19 protein-coding genes are annotated in these 14,962 nt (G+C 65.2%); 8 read left to right on the forward strand and 11 right to left on the reverse strand.

What is annotated here, in order from left to right; translation table 11 throughout:
- Positions 1 to 85: 85 nt before the first annotated feature.
- The gene (locus AC0L3B_RS16990; RefSeq protein ID WP_007614154.1) at positions 86 to 1,021 is read right to left on the reverse strand and encodes a DMT family transporter; all 936 of its coding nucleotides are present in this window, start codon (positions 1,019 to 1,021) and stop codon (positions 86 to 88) included.
- A gap of 105 nt (positions 1,022 to 1,126) precedes the next feature.
- On the opposite strand from AC0L3B_RS16990, the gene AC0L3B_RS16995 reads away from it, so the two are divergent.
- Entirely contained in the window at positions 1,127 to 1,516 is a 390-nt protein-coding gene (locus tag AC0L3B_RS16995) for a hypothetical protein (protein WP_018453850.1), read from the forward strand.
- A gap of 17 nt (positions 1,517 to 1,533) precedes the next feature.
- Here the strand turns inward: AC0L3B_RS16995 and AC0L3B_RS17000 are convergent, their stop codons facing one another.
- Positions 1,534 to 2,139, reverse strand: a complete 606-nt coding sequence (locus AC0L3B_RS17000; protein ID WP_377792003.1) for a TetR/AcrR family transcriptional regulator — start codon at positions 2,137 to 2,139, stop codon at positions 1,534 to 1,536.
- 73 nt (positions 2,140 to 2,212) lie between these two features.
- Between AC0L3B_RS17000 and AC0L3B_RS17005 the strand changes: the two genes are divergently transcribed.
- On the forward strand, positions 2,213 to 2,617 hold the full coding sequence (locus AC0L3B_RS17005; protein WP_018453852.1) for a hypothetical protein: 405 nt from the start codon (positions 2,213 to 2,215) through the stop codon (positions 2,615 to 2,617).
- Positions 2,618 to 2,703: 86 nt separating this feature from the next.
- Complete coding sequence (locus AC0L3B_RS17010; RefSeq protein ID WP_018453853.1) at positions 2,704 to 3,108, forward strand: VOC family protein; 405 nt, start codon at positions 2,704 to 2,706, stop codon at positions 3,106 to 3,108.
- Positions 3,109 to 3,136: 28 nt separating this feature from the next.
- Here AC0L3B_RS17010 and AC0L3B_RS17015 read toward each other — a convergent pair whose 3' ends face one another.
- The gene (locus AC0L3B_RS17015; RefSeq protein ID WP_204513993.1) at positions 3,137 to 4,069 is read right to left on the reverse strand and encodes a DMT family transporter; all 933 of its coding nucleotides are present in this window, start codon (positions 4,067 to 4,069) and stop codon (positions 3,137 to 3,139) included.
- 366 nt (positions 4,070 to 4,435) lie between these two features.
- On the opposite strand from AC0L3B_RS17015, the gene AC0L3B_RS17020 reads away from it, so the two are divergent.
- Together AC0L3B_RS17020 and AC0L3B_RS17025 are read left to right on the forward strand one after the other, a co-directional pair.
- Positions 4,436 to 5,728: an adenylosuccinate synthase gene (locus AC0L3B_RS17020; RefSeq protein ID WP_018453855.1), complete on the forward strand. Its 1,293-nt coding sequence runs from the start codon at positions 4,436 to 4,438 to the stop codon at positions 5,726 to 5,728.
- Positions 5,729 to 5,765: 37 nt separating this feature from the next.
- Positions 5,766 to 7,391: a hypothetical protein gene (locus AC0L3B_RS17025; protein WP_473380759.1), complete on the forward strand. Its 1,626-nt coding sequence runs from the start codon at positions 5,766 to 5,768 to the stop codon at positions 7,389 to 7,391.
- A 156-nt stretch (positions 7,392 to 7,547) separates the two neighbouring features.
- Here the strand turns inward: AC0L3B_RS17025 and AC0L3B_RS17030 are convergent, their stop codons facing one another.
- From AC0L3B_RS17030 to AC0L3B_RS17040, 3 genes are all read right to left on the reverse strand, one after another.
- On the reverse strand, positions 7,548 to 7,823 hold the full coding sequence (locus AC0L3B_RS17030; RefSeq protein WP_051112961.1) for a hypothetical protein: 276 nt from the start codon (positions 7,821 to 7,823) through the stop codon (positions 7,548 to 7,550).
- 260 nt (positions 7,824 to 8,083) lie between these two features.
- On the reverse strand, positions 8,084 to 8,311 hold the full coding sequence (locus AC0L3B_RS17035; RefSeq protein ID WP_018453858.1) for a hypothetical protein: 228 nt from the start codon (positions 8,309 to 8,311) through the stop codon (positions 8,084 to 8,086).
- 37 nt (positions 8,312 to 8,348) lie between these two features.
- Positions 8,349 to 8,594 (reverse strand): cysteine rich repeat-containing protein, encoded by a 246-nt coding sequence (locus AC0L3B_RS17040; RefSeq protein WP_085384905.1) that lies wholly within the window; start codon positions 8,592 to 8,594, stop codon positions 8,349 to 8,351.
- Between the two features lie 133 nt (positions 8,595 to 8,727).
- Between AC0L3B_RS17040 and AC0L3B_RS17045 the strand changes: the two genes are divergently transcribed.
- On the forward strand, positions 8,728 to 9,153 hold the full coding sequence (locus AC0L3B_RS17045) for a DUF5413 family protein (protein ID WP_085349175.1): 426 nt from the start codon (positions 8,728 to 8,730) through the stop codon (positions 9,151 to 9,153).
- Positions 9,154 to 9,214: 61 nt separating this feature from the next.
- Positions 9,215 to 9,772, forward strand: a complete 558-nt coding sequence (locus tag AC0L3B_RS17050) for a DUF4112 domain-containing protein (RefSeq protein ID WP_085349202.1) — start codon at positions 9,215 to 9,217, stop codon at positions 9,770 to 9,772.
- 79 nt (positions 9,773 to 9,851) lie between these two features.
- On the opposite strand, the gene AC0L3B_RS17055 is transcribed toward AC0L3B_RS17050, so the two are convergent.
- The 4 genes from AC0L3B_RS17055 to msrA form a co-directional block, all read right to left on the reverse strand.
- Positions 9,852 to 10,145, reverse strand: a complete 294-nt coding sequence (locus AC0L3B_RS17055; protein WP_007596188.1) for a hypothetical protein — start codon at positions 10,143 to 10,145, stop codon at positions 9,852 to 9,854.
- A 211-nt stretch (positions 10,146 to 10,356) separates the two neighbouring features.
- Positions 10,357 to 10,521: a DUF3309 family protein gene (locus tag AC0L3B_RS17060; protein WP_083926348.1), complete on the reverse strand. Its 165-nt coding sequence runs from the start codon at positions 10,519 to 10,521 to the stop codon at positions 10,357 to 10,359.
- A 108-nt stretch (positions 10,522 to 10,629) separates the two neighbouring features.
- Positions 10,630 to 11,049, reverse strand: a complete 420-nt coding sequence (msrB, locus tag AC0L3B_RS17065; protein WP_473380760.1) for a peptide-methionine (R)-S-oxide reductase MsrB — start codon at positions 11,047 to 11,049, stop codon at positions 10,630 to 10,632.
- Positions 11,050 to 11,064: 15 nt separating this feature from the next.
- Positions 11,065 to 11,769 carry a peptide-methionine (S)-S-oxide reductase MsrA gene (msrA, locus tag AC0L3B_RS17070; RefSeq protein WP_018453864.1) on the reverse strand — a complete coding sequence of 235 codons (705 nt, stop codon included), beginning with the start codon at positions 11,767 to 11,769 and terminating at the stop codon, positions 11,065 to 11,067.
- A 245-nt stretch (positions 11,770 to 12,014) separates the two neighbouring features.
- On the opposite strand from msrA, the gene AC0L3B_RS17075 reads away from it, so the two are divergent.
- Positions 12,015 to 13,712, forward strand: a complete 1,698-nt coding sequence (locus tag AC0L3B_RS17075; protein WP_085395139.1) for a tetratricopeptide repeat protein — start codon at positions 12,015 to 12,017, stop codon at positions 13,710 to 13,712.
- 120 nt (positions 13,713 to 13,832) lie between these two features.
- Here the strand turns inward: AC0L3B_RS17075 and AC0L3B_RS17080 are convergent, their stop codons facing one another.
- Entirely contained in the window at positions 13,833 to 14,948 is a 1,116-nt protein-coding gene (locus tag AC0L3B_RS17080) for an ATP-dependent DNA helicase (protein WP_007596183.1), read from the reverse strand.
- Positions 14,949 to 14,962 lie beyond the last annotated feature (14 nt).

Here is a 14,962-nt window from a genome sequence, read left to right on the forward strand (position 1 = left end):
CCTCTTTTTTGGTTGGCGGGGAACCTAGCGTCTCCTCGTCGAAATCGGAAGGCGCGAGTTTGTCGCCTCGTCTCGCGTCGCGGAATTACTTCACCGCAGAACCCTGGCGCGAGGCGATCACGACGCCGGCGAGCACCAGCAGGTAGCCGATCAGGTGGAAGGGCTGAATCTTTTCGCCGAGCAGCAGGATCGCCATCGCCGAGCCGAACACCGGCACCAGATGGAAGAACGGCGCGGCGCGGTTCGGGCCGATCAGCGCCACGCCCCGGTTGAAGAAGAGATAGGCCAGCGTCGAGGGAAAGATCAGGATGTAGCCCAGCGTCGCTAGCGTCACCCCGTCGAGTTGCAGGACGCGACCACTCCAGGCCTCCCAGATCGCGGTCGGCAGCAGCATCGTCGCGCCGCAGCAGGTGGTGAAGGAGAGAAAGGAGAGCTGGTGGATCTTGGGCCGCCGCGGGATGAAGGCAGAGTAGATCCCGAACGCCACCAGCGAGGAGGCGAACATGATGTCGCCCCTGTTGAAGCTGATGCTCGCGAGCGCGGCGAGATCGCCGCGCAGGATGATGATCAGCACGCCGAGAAGCGAGATCCCGATGCCGGCGAGCTGCGCACCGGTCAGCCGCACGCCGAACAGCACCAGCGACCACAGCGCCACGAACAACGGTCCGGCCGACTGGATCAGCAGCGCGTTCAGCGCTTCCGTGTACTGCATCGCCCAGTACGAGATCGCGTTGTTGAAGGCAAAGCCCACCAGCGACAGGAACAGCATCAGCGGCAGGCTCTTGCGCAGATTCGGCCAGTCGCGCTTCAGATGCGGCCAGGCGAAGGGCAGGAGGATCAGGAACACGCCGAACCAGCGGATCGTGGTCACCGTCAGCGGCGGCACATGCGCGCCGACGTGGCGCGCGAGCACGATGTTGCCGGCCCAGAACAGCGAGCTCAGGCTGAGCAGCAGATAAGGCTGGTTGTTGAGCCAACTGGCCGGATTGGAGGCCGGTGGCGCGGGCGAAGCGATCGTCATTGGCGTTGCATACGAGCTTGCGCCGGATTTGCGTCGTGACACAAGTCATGCGACCGCAATGCTACAATGCAGGCATGACCAGAGGAGGCGGCATTGGCGGTTAATATGTTGAACATCGATGGCCTTGATCGGCTCGATCGGCATGCACCGGTGGTGATGTTGAACCTGATGCGCTTCCACGCGCACTCCGGCGACGGCGACGGTTCCGGCTGGGACGCCTATCTGCGCTACAGTGCGGTCACAGTGCCGATGATCAAGGCACGCGGCGGCACGCTGCTCTGGACCGGCGAGGCCAGGGCCGTCGCGCTCGGCCCGCAGCAGGGCAACGACTGGGATTTCGCGGCGCTGGTCTATTATCCCACCGTCACGGCTTTCATCGACATGATGACCTCGAAGGCCTACGAGACGGAGGCTGATCCGCACCGCGTCAACGCCTGCGCCGAGCACGTCATCATTGCGACCAGCGAAGCGTACAGCAAGTTCAAGATGAAGTAGCGCCGCCTGCTGCCGGCTTACTTCAGCCCGTCCACAGCCGCGTGGCACGCCGTCTGCAGCAAGCGACAGACCTCCTCCGTCGACCGCTGCCGGCTCAGCGCTGCAAACGTCGGATAACTCGTCAGCACGAAGATCAAATCAACCGTGTCCCGCATGGCGCGCTTTGCCGCGTGCTTGCCCACGATCCGCGACAGCAGCGCGGTCAGCAATTCGCGCCGTCGCTCGTTACGCTCGATCAGCGCCTCGCCGAATTCCGGATCGGTCGCGATGGCCTGGTTGAGCCCGCCGATGGCGGGATCGCGCCCCCAGAACGTACAGAAGATTTCGATGACGCGGTCGAGCGCGGCGCGCGGATCCGCCATCGTCATCACCTCGGCCAGTTCGAACAGTCCGCCCTGGTGCGCGATGTCGTCGAACACGGCCTCCAGCAGTCCCCGCCGCGATCCGAACTGGTTGTAGACCGTCAACCGCGTGACACCGGCCGCCTTGGCGACCACGTCGAGGGAGAAGCTCGCAATGCTCGCGTCCTCGCGCAGGAGCCGCGCCCCGGCCGCGATGATGCGCTCGCGCGTCGCCGCCGCCGCGGAAGCCCGCGCGGAGCTCACATAATTGCGCTTCGGCATCGCCTTGCCATTCTGTTGACGTATTGACTATACATGTAGTATATCTAATTTAGAAGCCGGTTCGGAGCTTGCCATGCAAACTGCCCTCGTGATCGCCTTGTCACTTCATGTGTTGTCGTCCGTGTTCTGGGCGGGATCAAGCTTTGCGCTGGCCCGCATCGGCGGAGTTGCCGGTGAGCAGCTGGTCTTTCCACAACTCGGCGCGGCGACGATTGCCATCCTGACCGGCGGCTATCTCGGCCATCTCGTTCATTCCCACAGCTTCGGCACGACCGAGCAGGTGCTCGCCGTCGGTGCTGTCTGTGCACTGATCGCGGCCGCTATTCAGGCTGTCATCGGTCCTCGTGCGCTCGCGGCCTTGCGTCGCGGCACCGGCAAGCCGGAGGACCTCCGTGCACGTATCGCCGCCGCCCAACGTGCGGCGGCCGGCCTGCTGGGCATGGCCGCGCTCTGCATGGGCGCCGCGCGCTACATTTGAATGCAGTCCAGGGAGGAGTGTTGAGAGCTCCCTGTTCCCAATGTCAGACCATAGCGCGGCTTCCAGCCGCTTTCGAAGGAAAAGCAATGTCCAAGATGATTCTGGTCAACCTGCCGGTACGCGATCTCGCCGCATCGACTGCGTTCTACGTAGCCCTGGGTGGCGCGGTGAATCCTCAATTCTCCGGAGCAAATTCGACGTCGCTCATGTTCACGGACGCGATCGGCGTGATGCTGCTGACCCACGACCGGTATCGTGAATTCACCAGCCGCGAGATCGGCGACGCGCGGCGCCACAGCCAGGCTATGTTCGCTCTCACGGTCGACGACCGCGATGCCGTCGATGCAACGCTGGCGCGCGCGGTGGCTGCGGGCGGTCGCGCCGATCCCAATCCGGCGCAGGATCTCGGCTTCATGTACAACCGACACATTGAAGATCCCGATGGCTATGTTTGGGAGATGGTGTGGATGAACCCGTCGACAAACGCTTGATCGCAGCCGATCGAACCGGGCCCCAAGCCTAGCTCGCCTGCTTCCGTGACGCCACGAACACGCCGGCCAGCACCAGCGCGAAGCCGATGAAGTGGAACGCCTGCGGGTGCTCGCCCAGAAACGCCATTGCCATGATCGAGCCGAACACCGGCACGACATGGAAGAACGGCGCGGCGCGGTTGGCGCCGATCAGGCGGACACCGCGATTGAAGCAGAGATAGGCGAGCGTCGAGGGGAATACCGCGACATAGAACAGGGTCAGGAGGTTCGGCCCGTCGAGCTTCATCACGGGACGCGCGGACAACTCCCAGATCTCCAGCGGAAGGAGACAGGCAGCACCGCAGCCGAACGTGAAGGCGAGGAACGACAGGCCGTGCATCGGCGGCCGCTTCAAGGTCAGCACCGAATAGAGCGCGAAGATGATCAGCGCGACGACAAAGATGAGGTCGCCCTTGTTGAAGTCGATGTTCGACAGCGTGGTGAAGTCGCCATGCAGCAGGATGATCAGCACGCCGCACATCGACAGCAGCACGCCGAAGGCCTGCGCTACGGTGAGGCGGACGCCGAGGATGGCGAGCGACCACAGCGCCACGACCAGCGGCGCGGCGGATTGCAAGAGGAGAGTGTTGAGCGCCTGCGTATGCTCCAGCGCCCAATATTGCAGCGTGTTGAAGGCGCCGATGCCGGTGATCGAGAGCGTGACCATCAGGCCGAGCCTGCCGCGGATCGCGGGCCAGTCCTGCGCAAGGTGTTTCCAGGCGAACGGCAGCACCAGCAGGAAGGCGAAGAACCAGCGCAGGAACGACAGCGTCACCGGCGGGATGTGACCGGCGGCGAGCCGGCCGACGATGGCATTGCCGGCCCAGCACAGCGCGGTGATGCTGAGCAGCAGATAAGGCTGGTTGGCGATCCAGTTGTGGCCGGACGTGGCGGCGCCGGTGGTCTCGTCGGTGGCGGACATTGGATTGTTGTGGCCCCGCGTCATGCGCCAAGCCTCCAGCCCGGTGGCCCCCGGGCCGGTTCAAACCCGGCCCCGTTCAAAGACACGGAAATCGAGGTTGCATCAACGGGGGCCGGATGCATCGCGACCATGCAGCGGCGGAAGCAGCCTCTCACGCTTTGGTCGAAGCATTGCACCCGCCGCGAAGGTTTCTGGATTTTCAGGGGATATCAAAGGCTTGGGATGCGCTCGCGGCCTCGAAAAAGTCCCGTTCTTGCTTGCCTAGAGGGGCTGCATCCTTTATCCGGTTGGCTGCCTCGCGTTCGAGCGGCCCCGGCCGTGATTGGGCTGGGCGCATCTGACAGATTGCATAGGGATTACCCGCGAATGGCCAATGTTGTCGTCGTCGGCGCCCAGTGGGGCGACGAAGGAAAGGGCAAGATCGTCGACTGGTTGTCGGAGCAGGCGGACATCGTCGTCCGTTTCCAGGGCGGCCACAACGCCGGCCACACGCTGGTGATCAACGGCAAGACCTACAAGCTGGCGCTGCTGCCCTCGGGCGTGCTGCGCGAGCAGAAGCTGTCGGTGATCGGCAACGGCGTTGTGTTCGATCCCGCCGCCTTCCTCGACGAGGTCACCAAGCTGCGGTCGCAGGGCGTCGCGGTCGGCCCGGACAATCTGCGGGTCGCCGAGAACGTCACCCTGATCCTGCCGCTGCACCGCGAACTCGACGCGCATCGCGAATCCGCCAATGCGGCGACCGCGATCGGCACCACCCGCCGTGGCATTGGCCCGGCCTACGAGGATAAGGTCGGCCGCCGCGCCATCCGCCTGATGGACCTCGCCGATCTCGACACCCTGCCGCACAAGATCGACCGGCTGCTGGCGCATCACAACGCATTGCGCCGCGGCCTCGGCCTGCCGGAGTTCGACGGCAAGGAGATCGTGAAGGAATTGACCGCGCTCGCGCCGCAGCTCTTGCCCTATGCCGAGACGGTGTGGCGGCTGCTCGACATCAAGCGGCGCGAGGGCAAGCGCATGTTGTTCGAAGGCGCGCAAGGCGCCCTGCTCGACGTCGATCACGGCACCTACCCTTACGTCACCTCGTCCAACACGGTGGCGGCGCAGGCGGCGACCGGCTCGGGCCTCGGCCCCGCCGCGGTCGGCTATGTGCTCGGCCTCTGCAAGGCCTATACGACCCGCGTCGGCCAGGGCCCGTTCCCGACCGAGCAGGACAACGAGACCGGCCGCAAGATCGGCGAGCGCGGCCGCGAGTTCGGCACCAATACCGGGCGGCCCCGCCGCTGCGGCTGGTTCGATGCGGTTCTGGTTCGCCAGGCGGTCCGGACCTGCGGCATCAACGGTCTGGCGCTGACCAAGCTCGACATCCTCGACGGCTTCGATTCGATCGAGGTCTGCACCGGCTACAGGCTGGACGGCAAGGAGATCGATCATTTCCCGGCGGGCGAGGGCGCCCAGGCCCGGGTCGAGCCGATCTACGAGACCATCGAGGGCTGGAAGGAGCCGACCGCCAATGCGCGGTCCTGGGCCCAGCTGCCGGCCCAGGCGATCAAATATGTCCGCCGGATCGAGGAATTGGTGGGGTGCCCGGTGGCGCTGCTTTCCACCAGCCCCGAACGCGAGGATACTATCCTGGTACAAAATCCGTTTGAGGCTTAACGATCTCTTACCGGGACGCGCGTATAATTGAGTAGAAATGGCTGATTACTACCCGCTGATCGCCCGCGCTATTGCCGCCCTGGACCCCAACGCTCCCGGCGAGAGCCGTCGCGCGCTCTACGAGCGGGCGCGCACGGCGCTGATCGCGCAACTGCGCAGCGTGCAGCCGCCGCTCTCCGAATCCGAGATCACCCGCGAGCGCCTCTCGCTGGAAGAGGCCGTCCGCAAGGTCGAATCAGAGGCGGCCCAGCGTGCCCGCGAGGCCTCGCGCCCCGGTGGCGGCGCCCGCAGCAGCGGCAGCGGCGACGCCTTCCGCCGTGCCAGCACCCGCGCCACCGAGGGCAACTCGCCCGCGCCGCAAACCGCTGCCCCGCCGCGCACCCGTCCGGCTCCGCCGCCGCCGCGGGCTGACCGGCCCTCCTTCAATGTCGATGACCAGGGCGACGCCCCGCGTGCGCCGCGGGCCCCGCGTTTCGACGCGCCGCGGCAGCCGGGTCCGCCGGCCCAGTCGTCGATGCCGGAGCCTCCGCCGGTCGGACGTGATCGCGCTGGTGGGCGCCGTCCGCCGGACATGGGACCGCCACCGCCGCTGCCGCCCGCACCGGGCGTGCGCGGCTTCCGCGACATCACGGCGGACGCCAACGAGCTCGGCGGCGCCGCCGCGCAGGCCAACCGCGCGGCGCGCCGCACCTACGCCAACGTGCCCTCGCCCTCGCCGGAATTCGACCGGCTCGAGCCGAGCCTGGAGAATCGCGGCGCCGGAGCCGACGCGCCGTATTCCTACGACGAATCGATCGAGGAAGCTGAGCGCTACGCGCCGCCGTCGCAGCCGCCGTCGCAACGTCCGCACATCCCCGTTCTCGACCGCGAACCCAAGAAGAAGCGCGCCCGCACCGGCCGCGCCTTTCCGTTCAAGAGCGCGATCGCCGTCGGCATCGTGCTGATCCTGGTCGGTGCCGGCATCCTGTGGGGCAAGCAGCTGGTCCAGACCGCGACCAACCTGTTGAAGTCTTCGCCGACGCAGGTGGTGGAGGCGCCCAAGGATTCGTCTCAGCCGCAGAGCAAGCCCAAGATTCCGGATCGCGTCGGCCAGCCCTCGGCCAGCGACCAGCCGGTCGCGCCGGTGGCGCAGAAAGTCGTGCTCTACGACGAGGATCCATCCGATCCGAAGGGCAAGCAATATGTCGGCTCGGTGGTGTGGCGGCTCGAGCCGATCAAGGCGTCGGGCAACCAGAAGGCCGACGTCGCCGTGCGCGCCGACATCGAGATCCCCGACCGCAAGTTCAAGATGACGATGTCGTTCCGCCGCAACACCGACTCCTCGCTGCCGGCGAGCCACACCGCGGAGCTGACCTTCGTCCTGCCGCCGGACTTTCCGGGCGGCGGCGTTTCCAACGTGCCGGGCATCCTGATGAAGTCGAACGAGCAGGCACGCGGCACGCCACTCGCAGGCCTCGCGGTCAAGGTCACCGACGGCTTCTTCCTGGTCGGCCTCTCCAACGTCGATGCCGACCGCAGCCGCAACGTCCAGCTGCTGAAGGAGCGCTCCTGGTTCGACGTGCCCCTGGTCTACGCCAACCAGCGCCGCGCCATCATCGCCATCGAGAAGGGCGCTCCCGGCGAGCGCGCCTTCAACGACGCCTTCGCGCAGTGGGGCGACTAGATCTCTACCCCGTGAGACCTTGGCCTGCATGGTTCGAGACGCCCGCCTTGGCGGGCTCCTCACCATGAGGGTTCGATATCTCGCCGCGAAACGAGACCTCATCCTGAGGGCCCGCCCCTTGGGCGGGCCCTCACGATGGCCGCAGATACGCTCTCTCTATTGCGCGGCTGCTTCCCGCTTGCGCGATCCTGTCGCGGCGGCATGCTCGCGGTCCATCACGGCGCGACAGCCCGGGCTGACCTGAGCCTTCTTCTGCACCATGCAGGCCCTGATCCGGGGAATGTCGGGGATCTCACTGGAGCACAGCCGCATCGCATCGCCCGAGCACATCTGCTGCGCTTCGGACGAGAACGCGAAGCTTGGCGATGTCGGGATTGCGATGGCGGTGGTGGCGAGGGCGAAGAGAGTTGCGATCGTCTGATTGCGTGTCATGCAGAATGCGTCCCCGAGTTCCGTGGGCTTGAGCCACTTGGTTTTGGGGCGCCGCACGCGGCTTGACCTGCCGCATGTCTCAGCCATCACGCCGGGACCTCAATCCCGCATGTGGTTGCTCGATCTCTGGTGATGTTCGAATCGAAAAGTGCTGCGCCGCCCGAGCCAAGTATGCGCCATTGTTGCGCGACCGCAATGGCAGGCAAAAAGGAATTCGCAATTGTTGCGCGCACGTCACGCACAACGCGACTCGCGTGCGATCAGATCAACCGATCGGAGGATACGCTCGCTTGTTCCACATCGCTTGCGCCAAGCGCTGCATGCTCTTCGACCGCCGTAACGCCCTTTGCCGTGAGCTCGAACAGATCTCCGTCCTTCATCACGTAACCGTCGGCGATCAGCTCGCCTATCTTGCCGTGCCGGTCGTCGGCAAAGGCGATGGATTGGCTGATGTCCCTGAGGATCGAGAGCTGTTCGTCGCGCAACATGGCTTCACTCTCCGTTCGCCGGGGATGGTTCCGGTCCTCACATGCCGTGGCTCTGAAAGACCTTGCTGCAAGACCGCGACAGTTTGGCCCGGTTGGCTTGCAGGCAGGCCTGCACCGCACCGTCATTGCCGAGGTCCTTGCGGCAGAAGCGCGAGGCGTCCCGCGAACAGGCCTGCTGCTCCTGCGGCGAACCCATATGGCCTTGTGCGAGAGCGGGCGCGTTCGACAGGCCGCTCACGGCCGTCAGTGCGATCGTCGCCAGGAAGAACAGTTTGCGGGACATCGGCGGCTCCAAATCTGACAGGTGAATTTCAAGTCCGTCGCTATGCCGCTTGTTCCCAGCGCAGAGCCCGCCCCTCCCGCTATTCAAGGTTCCCGCGGCGCTGCTATAGTAAGGTGAAGGATGAGGGTGCCTGATGAAACGCTATCTCGTGTTTGCGCTGGTCGGCCCGTTCGTGGGCGGGTTCCTGCTGCTGCTGACGACGACCTATCAGTCCGGCTATTGGACCCAGACCAGTCTCGCTGAGGTCGGCAAGCTGTTCGCGGTGTTCTTCAAATCCTTGCAATACAGTTATCTGTTCGGCTTCCTGCCCTCGCTGATGATCGGTGCGGTCGACGATATCCTGGTCCACGTCCGCCGGATCGGCCCGGTGCTGCGGATGCTGCTGGTCGGCGTGTTCGCCTTCATCCTGGCCTCGCTGACCTACAGCTCGCGCGGGCCGGACTCGGGCGCGGTGCAGTTCATCCTGTACGGCCTCGTCGGGTTCGTGCCGGCGGTGATTTCATCCTGGCTCGTGCATAAATATGTCGCGGAGCCGCAGCCGGCGGCGGCACAGACTTGAGGGCGCGACCTTCAATCACGCCGCAGCAACCTCCGCCGCGCTGGCGCGTTCCCTACAGGCCATGACCATGTCCGATGACGATATTCTTGCTCCGCGTCGATCCCGTTCGGGAAGCCGCTCGGGTGCGGCCTCTTCGGGCACCGACGGGCGTGGGCCGATCATCGATCAGGACGGTCACGAGATCCGGCCCGAAACGCTGGGGCAGGGCTTTCGCGAATTTCGCTTCGAGTTCGGGAAGGACAGTCCCTTCGCCGGCAACCCGTTTGGCAATCTAACGCGCGAGCAGCGGATCGCGCGGATCGAGGCGATCGCAAAGCTGCTCGACGTCGCCTTCGTGCTGCCCGGAACCAACATCCGCTATGGCATCGATGGGTTGATCGGGTTGATCCCCGTCGTCGGCGACATCATCACCACCGCGATCTCGCTCTGGCTGGTGCAAGAGGCGAGGGCGCTCGGGGCGCCCTGGTACATCACCGCGCGCATGCTCGGAAATGTCGCCCTCGACGGCGTCGTCGGCATCGTCCCGTTCGCGGGCGACGCATTCGACGTCATGTTCCGTGCCAACATGCGCAACGTGCGCCTGCTCCGCCGCTGGCTCGACAAGCAGCCTCGCATCTGACACGCCCCAAAACGCAAAAAGCGCGACGGCCTTTCGGGCCATCGCGCTTTCAGCGCACATCGGAGCGCGTGACGAAAACTTACGCCGCGTCGGCGGCGTCGGTGCTGGCTTCCACCGGCTTGCGGTGGCGGGGCAGCGGGAAGGCTTCGCTCTCATAGAGCGACCGGATGCCGTTCTGGTCGAAGCGCGCTTCCTCGACCTGGAGATAGGCGCCGTTCAGCGAATCCGTCGGCAACTGCTCCATCGCGAACTGGACGGCTTCGGCCGCGGTGCCGAACCGGCGATAGGTGAAGCCTGCACGCTTCTTCTTGCGGATCGCAGCGGGGAAGAGTTCGGCGGAAGTGTTGAAGTTGAACGGACGCAGTGGACGCATGGTCAAAGACCTCGTGATCTCTCTGGGGCTTTAAGCGCGTGGGGTTGGGACGGGCAGAGGCCACGATTGAGTGGGCGCCGCACATGTCATTTTCGTCCTCTAATATAGCCCGTTTTGACAAAATTGCGACCCCCGCGATGCGAGATGATGAATCTGCGCATGGCAGCTCCGCAGCCCGGGAAATTGCAGGAATATCAGCGACTTGAATGGTCTACAGCTTGCCAAGGAGCAGCAGCACGAGCAGCACCACCAGGACGAGGCCGCCGATCCCCATGCCGGAATGACCCATTCCGTAGCCGTAGCCGCCGAAGCGGCCCGACAGGCCGCCGACGAGATAAATGATCACCAGGATGATCAGGATGGTCCCAAGCGTCATGGCATCCTCCCTGGCGGCCGCCGCCACGCCATGGCCAGCCGCACCACCAGGGAAGAAAAGCACATCGCGGCGCCGGGTTCCATGACGGAACTCGGCGCCGCGCAAGGTTTATTTGGGTTCGAGCTTCAGCGCGGCGGAATTGATGCAGTAACGCAAGCCCGTCGCCCCCGGGCCGTCGGGGAAGACATGGCCGAGATGACCGCTGCACTTGGCGCACAGCACCTCGGTACGGATCATGCCGTGGCTGACGTCCCGCTCCTCTTCGATATGGCCCTCGACGGCGGGTTGGGTGAAGCTCGGCCAGCCGCAGCCGGAATCGAACTTCGCGTCGGACTCGAACAGCACGTTGCCGCAGCCGGCGCAGGTGTAGGTGCCGGCGCGGTGGTCGTGCTCATATTCGCCGGAGAAGGGACGCTCGGTCGCCTTCTCGCGCAGCACCGCGAATTGCATCGGCGACAACTCGCTGCGCCATTGCTCTTCGCTCTTGATGACCTTGTCGTCCGTGGTTTTCGTCTTGGTGTCGGGCATGGGTCTCCCGTTTTTTCAGTTGGTGGCCTTGCTGGCGCTCACCAGCGTCGGCTTCTCGATATAGTTATCCGCGAACAGCTTTTTCAGGTTCTCGACCTTCGGAAGGTCGTTGTAGGCGATATAGGGCTGGTTCGGGTGCAGGGTCAGATAATCCTGGTGATAGGCCTCCGCCGGATAGAATGCCTCCAGCGCGCCGACCTTGGTCGCGATCGGCTTGCTGAAGACCTTGGCGCCGTTGAGCTGGGCGATATAGGCCTCGGCCACCTTCTTCTGTTCGTCGGACGTGGTGAAGATCGCCGAGCGATATTGCGGACCGGTGTCGGGGCCCTGCCGGTTGAGCTGGGTCGGGTCGTGCGCCACCGAGAAGTAGATCTGCAGGATCTTGCCGTAGGAGATCTTCTTGGGGTCGTATTTGATCTCGACGGATTCCGCGTGGCCGGTCCGGCCGCTCGAGACGGTCTGGTAGTCGGCCGTCGCCTTGGTGCCGCCGGCGTAGCCGGAGACCGCGTTGACGACGCCCGCGGTGTGCTGGAACACGCCCTGCACGCCCCAGAAGCAGCCGCCGGCGATCACGGCGGTCTGGATCCCGCTTGCGGGGGCCACATCAACGGCAGGAGCGGGGATCACGACCGCATCCTCTGCGGCCCGGGTCGGCGCGGCAAAGGCCAGCGTCAGGGCGGTGGTTGCGGCGAGCAGGGACAGGACGGCAGGTCGGCGCATGGCGATCCTCTTTCGGAAGGTCTGACAGTCTAGGGCGGTTGGGGCCGGGCGAACAGCCTGCCCGGCATTTTCGGACATTCGAGATACGGGCGGACCGGGCGATTGTTACGGCCGGAGGGACACGAGCCCGTGAAACGCGCCGCCTCCAGCGGCCCGGCTTGGCGACGACCGGAACTCCGCGCTAGATGAACCGGCGCGATCGGTGATCGACTTAAGAGAATCGTGGCTGGAGCTGACCTGACAACATGCTGCGCGTGGCATCCCTGACCCTCGTCGTCGTGCTCGCCATCCTGGCCGGCTGGAGCTCGCTCGCGGCGGCCGAACCGCAACCCGGCGACGACCTCGCCATTTGCCGCGACCGCCAGGCGGATGCACAGGCGAGGGCGCAGGCCTGCGACAAGCTGCTCAACGCCGACCGGCTCACCGGCAAGGACAAGGCCATCGCGCTCTCCGTGCGCGGCAATACGCTGATCAACAAGCGCGACTACGTCCACGCCATCGAGACCTTGTCCATGGCCGTCGACCTCGATCCCGACAACGTCGTCACGCTCAATTTGCGCGGCCTCGCCTATGAGCGGACGGGCCAGGACGACCATGCGATGACGGACTACAACCTCGCGCTCCAGAAGCGCCCGACCTACGGTGTCCCCTACAACAACCGCGGCGTCATCCAGTTGCGCCGGGGTGCGCTGCAAAGCGCGCTCGACGATTTCAACCTGTCGATCAAATACGCGCCCAGGTTCCTGCTCGGCTACACCAACCGCGCCCGCGTGCGCACGCTGATGCAGGATTTTGACGGCGCGATTGCCGATTTCGCGGAGGCCGAGAAGATCGAACCGGCCGCGCAGCAGATCACCGGCAACCGCTGCATCACCTATGGCATGATGGGCAAGTTCGACCAGGCCTTCGCCGACTGCAACGGCCTAATCGAGAAGCAGCCGAAGAACACGTACGCGATCAACAATCGCGCCGACGTCAACATGTTGAAGGGCGATTTCGAAGCCGCGCTGAAGGACTACAATACGGCGATCCAGATCAACCCGAACAACGTCCGGGCACATTCGGGTCGCGGCCAGATCTACGAGCGCAAGAAGGATCTCGCCCAGGCCCGTGCCGACTATCGTGCGGCGGCCTATTCGCTGACGAAGTTCGACGAACTTGACGTCGCGCGCGCCCGCGCGATCGCGCAGGAGCGATTGGCCGCGCTGACCCCGCAGCCGTCGGCCGGATCCACCGGGCGCCGTGTGGCGCTGGTGATCGGCAACGGTGCCTACAAGAACGTCCACGCCTTGCCCAATCCGCCACGCGACTCGAAAATGATCGCAGCCGCGCTGCGCGATGTCGGCTTCCAGACCGTGATATCCGTCAGCGACCTCACCCGCGACAAGTTCTTCGAAGCGTTGCAGACGTTTGCCGCCGAGGCGGAGAAGGCGGATTGGGCGGTGGTCTATTATGCCGGCCATGGTTTCGAGATCGGCGGCGTGAATTATCTCGTTCCCGTCGACGCCAAGCTCGCCGCCGACAGGGACGCCGAGACCCAGGCGGTCGCGCTGGAGCAGGTGATCGCGGCGGTGGGCGCTGCGCGAAAAGTGCGTCTGGTGATGCTGGATGCCTGTCGCGACAATCCGTTCGCGCCGACCATGCAGCGCACGCTGTCGCTCAAGCTCGTGGACAAGGGTTTTTCCAACATCGAGCCGGGCGCCGGCTTCATGGTGGTCTACGCCGCCAAGCACGGCGAGACCGCGATGGATGGCGACGGCGGCGCCGACAGCCCGTTCGCCACCGCGCTCGCTCGCGAGATCAAGATGCCGCGCGTCGAGATCCGAAAACTGTTCGACATCGTTCGCGACGATGTCTGGCTTGTGACCAAGCACGAGCAGCAGCCGTTTTCCTACGGCTCGCCGCCGGGGCGCGAGGATTTTTATTTCGTCGCGGGGAAGTGAACCGCGATGCCGGTGCCGTAGGGTGGGCAAAGCGAAGCGTGCCCACCGTTTTTATTGCGTCTGTGGAGAGATGGTCGGCACGGCGCTTTGCGCCTTTGCCCACCCTACAGCAGCGCGGCTTTACACCACAATGCTCAGCCGCTTCGCCGCCCGCGTGATTCCCGTGTACAGCCACCGCGCGCGGCTCTCCTGAAACGCAAAACTCTCGTCGAACAGCACGACGTCGTCCCATTGCGAGCCCTGCGACTTGTGCACGGTCAGCACGTAGCCGTAGTCGAACTCGTCATAGGGCTTGCGCTGCTCCCAGGCGATCGCCTCGACGCCGCCCTCGAAGCAATCGGCGCGCACCGAGACCTTGGTCACCTTGTGGCCGAGATCCTCGTCCGGCGACAGTCGCATGCTGAGAATGCGGGATTTCGAGCGCGAGGTGTTGCGCGACTTCACGCGCCACAGCCCGCCGTTGAACAGGCCCTTCTTGCGGTTGTTGCGCAGGCAGACCAGCTTGTCGCCGGCGACGGGGAAGACGTCCTCGATGTTCTGGCGCTGGCGCACCCGCATGTTGTACGCGCGTCGCGTGTTGTTGCGGCCGACCAGCACCTGGTCCGCGGCCATGACGCGATCAGGGTCGAGCTCCTTGCGCGACACCACCTCGCTCTCGCCGTAGCGGCCGATGTCGAGCTCGCGGCCCTCGCGGACGTCCATCGACATCCGCACGATCGGATCGTCCTGGGCCTGGCGGTGCACCTCGGTCAGCATCGCGTCGGGCTCGGTATTGGTGAAGAAGCCGCCGCCCTGGATCGGCGGCAGCTGCGCGGGATCGCCCAGCACCAGCAGCGGGCAGTCGAACGACATCAGGTCGCGGCCCAGTTCGGCATCGACCATCGAGCATTCGTCGATCACGATCAGCTTGGCCTTGGAGGCCGGGGCGTCGTCCCACAGCTCGAAGCTGGGCTGCTCCTCACCGGATTCGCGGGTGCGGTAGATCAGCGAATGGATGGTGGAGGCTTCGTCGCACCCCTTGTTGCGCATGACCAGCGCCGCCTTGCCGGTGAAGGCGGCGAACTTCACCTCGCCGTCGACGCCGTCGGCGATGTGCCGCGCCAGCGTGGTCTTGCCGGTGCCGGCATAGCCGAACAGGCGGAACACCGGCGGCGTGCCGTTGCGGCCGGGTTTGGCCTTGAGCCAGTCGCCAACGGCCTTGAGCGCGGCATCCTGATGCGGGGTGAATGTGGCCATGTCTGTCTTGAGGA

Source organism: Bradyrhizobium sp. Kon56 (genome assembly GCF_055807635.1).

Coding starts and splice junctions, on each gene's coding strand:
- AC0L3B_RS16995 (WP_018453850.1), top strand. CDS start 1,127: ATGTTGAACATCGATGGCCTTGATCGGCTCGATCGGCATGCACCGGTG.
- AC0L3B_RS16990 (WP_007614154.1), bottom strand. CDS start 1,021: ATGACGATCGCTTCGCCCGCGCCACCGGCCTCCAATCCGGCCAGTTGG.
- AC0L3B_RS17060 (WP_083926348.1), bottom strand. CDS start 10,521: ATGACGCTTGGGACCATCCTGATCATCCTGGTGATCATTTATCTCGTC.
- msrB (WP_473380760.1), bottom strand. CDS start 11,049: ATGCCCGACACCAAGACGAAAACCACGGACGACAAGGTCATCAAGAGC.
- AC0L3B_RS17005 (WP_018453852.1), top strand. CDS start 2,213: ATGCAAACTGCCCTCGTGATCGCCTTGTCACTTCATGTGTTGTCGTCC.
- AC0L3B_RS17000 (WP_377792003.1), bottom strand. CDS start 2,139: ATGCCGAAGCGCAATTATGTGAGCTCCGCGCGGGCTTCCGCGGCGGCG.
- AC0L3B_RS17050 (WP_085349202.1), top strand. CDS start 9,215: ATGACCATGTCCGATGACGATATTCTTGCTCCGCGTCGATCCCGTTCG.
- AC0L3B_RS17030 (WP_051112961.1), bottom strand. CDS start 7,823: ATGACACGCAATCAGACGATCGCAACTCTCTTCGCCCTCGCCACCACC.
- AC0L3B_RS17015 (WP_204513993.1), bottom strand. CDS start 4,069: ATGTCCGCCACCGACGAGACCACCGGCGCCGCCACGTCCGGCCACAAC.
- AC0L3B_RS17080 (WP_007596183.1), bottom strand. CDS start 14,948: ATGGCCACATTCACCCCGCATCAGGATGCCGCGCTCAAGGCCGTTGGC.
- AC0L3B_RS17035 (WP_018453858.1), bottom strand. CDS start 8,311: ATGTTGCGCGACGAACAGCTCTCGATCCTCAGGGACATCAGCCAATCC.
- AC0L3B_RS17045 (WP_085349175.1), top strand. CDS start 8,728: ATGAAACGCTATCTCGTGTTTGCGCTGGTCGGCCCGTTCGTGGGCGGG.
- AC0L3B_RS17010 (WP_018453853.1), top strand. CDS start 2,704: ATGTCCAAGATGATTCTGGTCAACCTGCCGGTACGCGATCTCGCCGCA.
- AC0L3B_RS17055 (WP_007596188.1), bottom strand. CDS start 10,145: ATGCGTCCACTGCGTCCGTTCAACTTCAACACTTCCGCCGAACTCTTC.
- AC0L3B_RS17025 (WP_473380759.1), top strand. CDS start 5,766: ATGGCTGATTACTACCCGCTGATCGCCCGCGCTATTGCCGCCCTGGAC.
- AC0L3B_RS17020 (WP_018453855.1), top strand. CDS start 4,436: ATGGCCAATGTTGTCGTCGTCGGCGCCCAGTGGGGCGACGAAGGAAAG.
- msrA (WP_018453864.1), bottom strand. CDS start 11,769: ATGCGCCGACCTGCCGTCCTGTCCCTGCTCGCCGCAACCACCGCCCTG.
- AC0L3B_RS17040 (WP_085384905.1), bottom strand. CDS start 8,594: ATGTCCCGCAAACTGTTCTTCCTGGCGACGATCGCACTGACGGCCGTG.
- AC0L3B_RS17075 (WP_085395139.1), top strand. CDS start 12,015: ATGCTGCGCGTGGCATCCCTGACCCTCGTCGTCGTGCTCGCCATCCTG.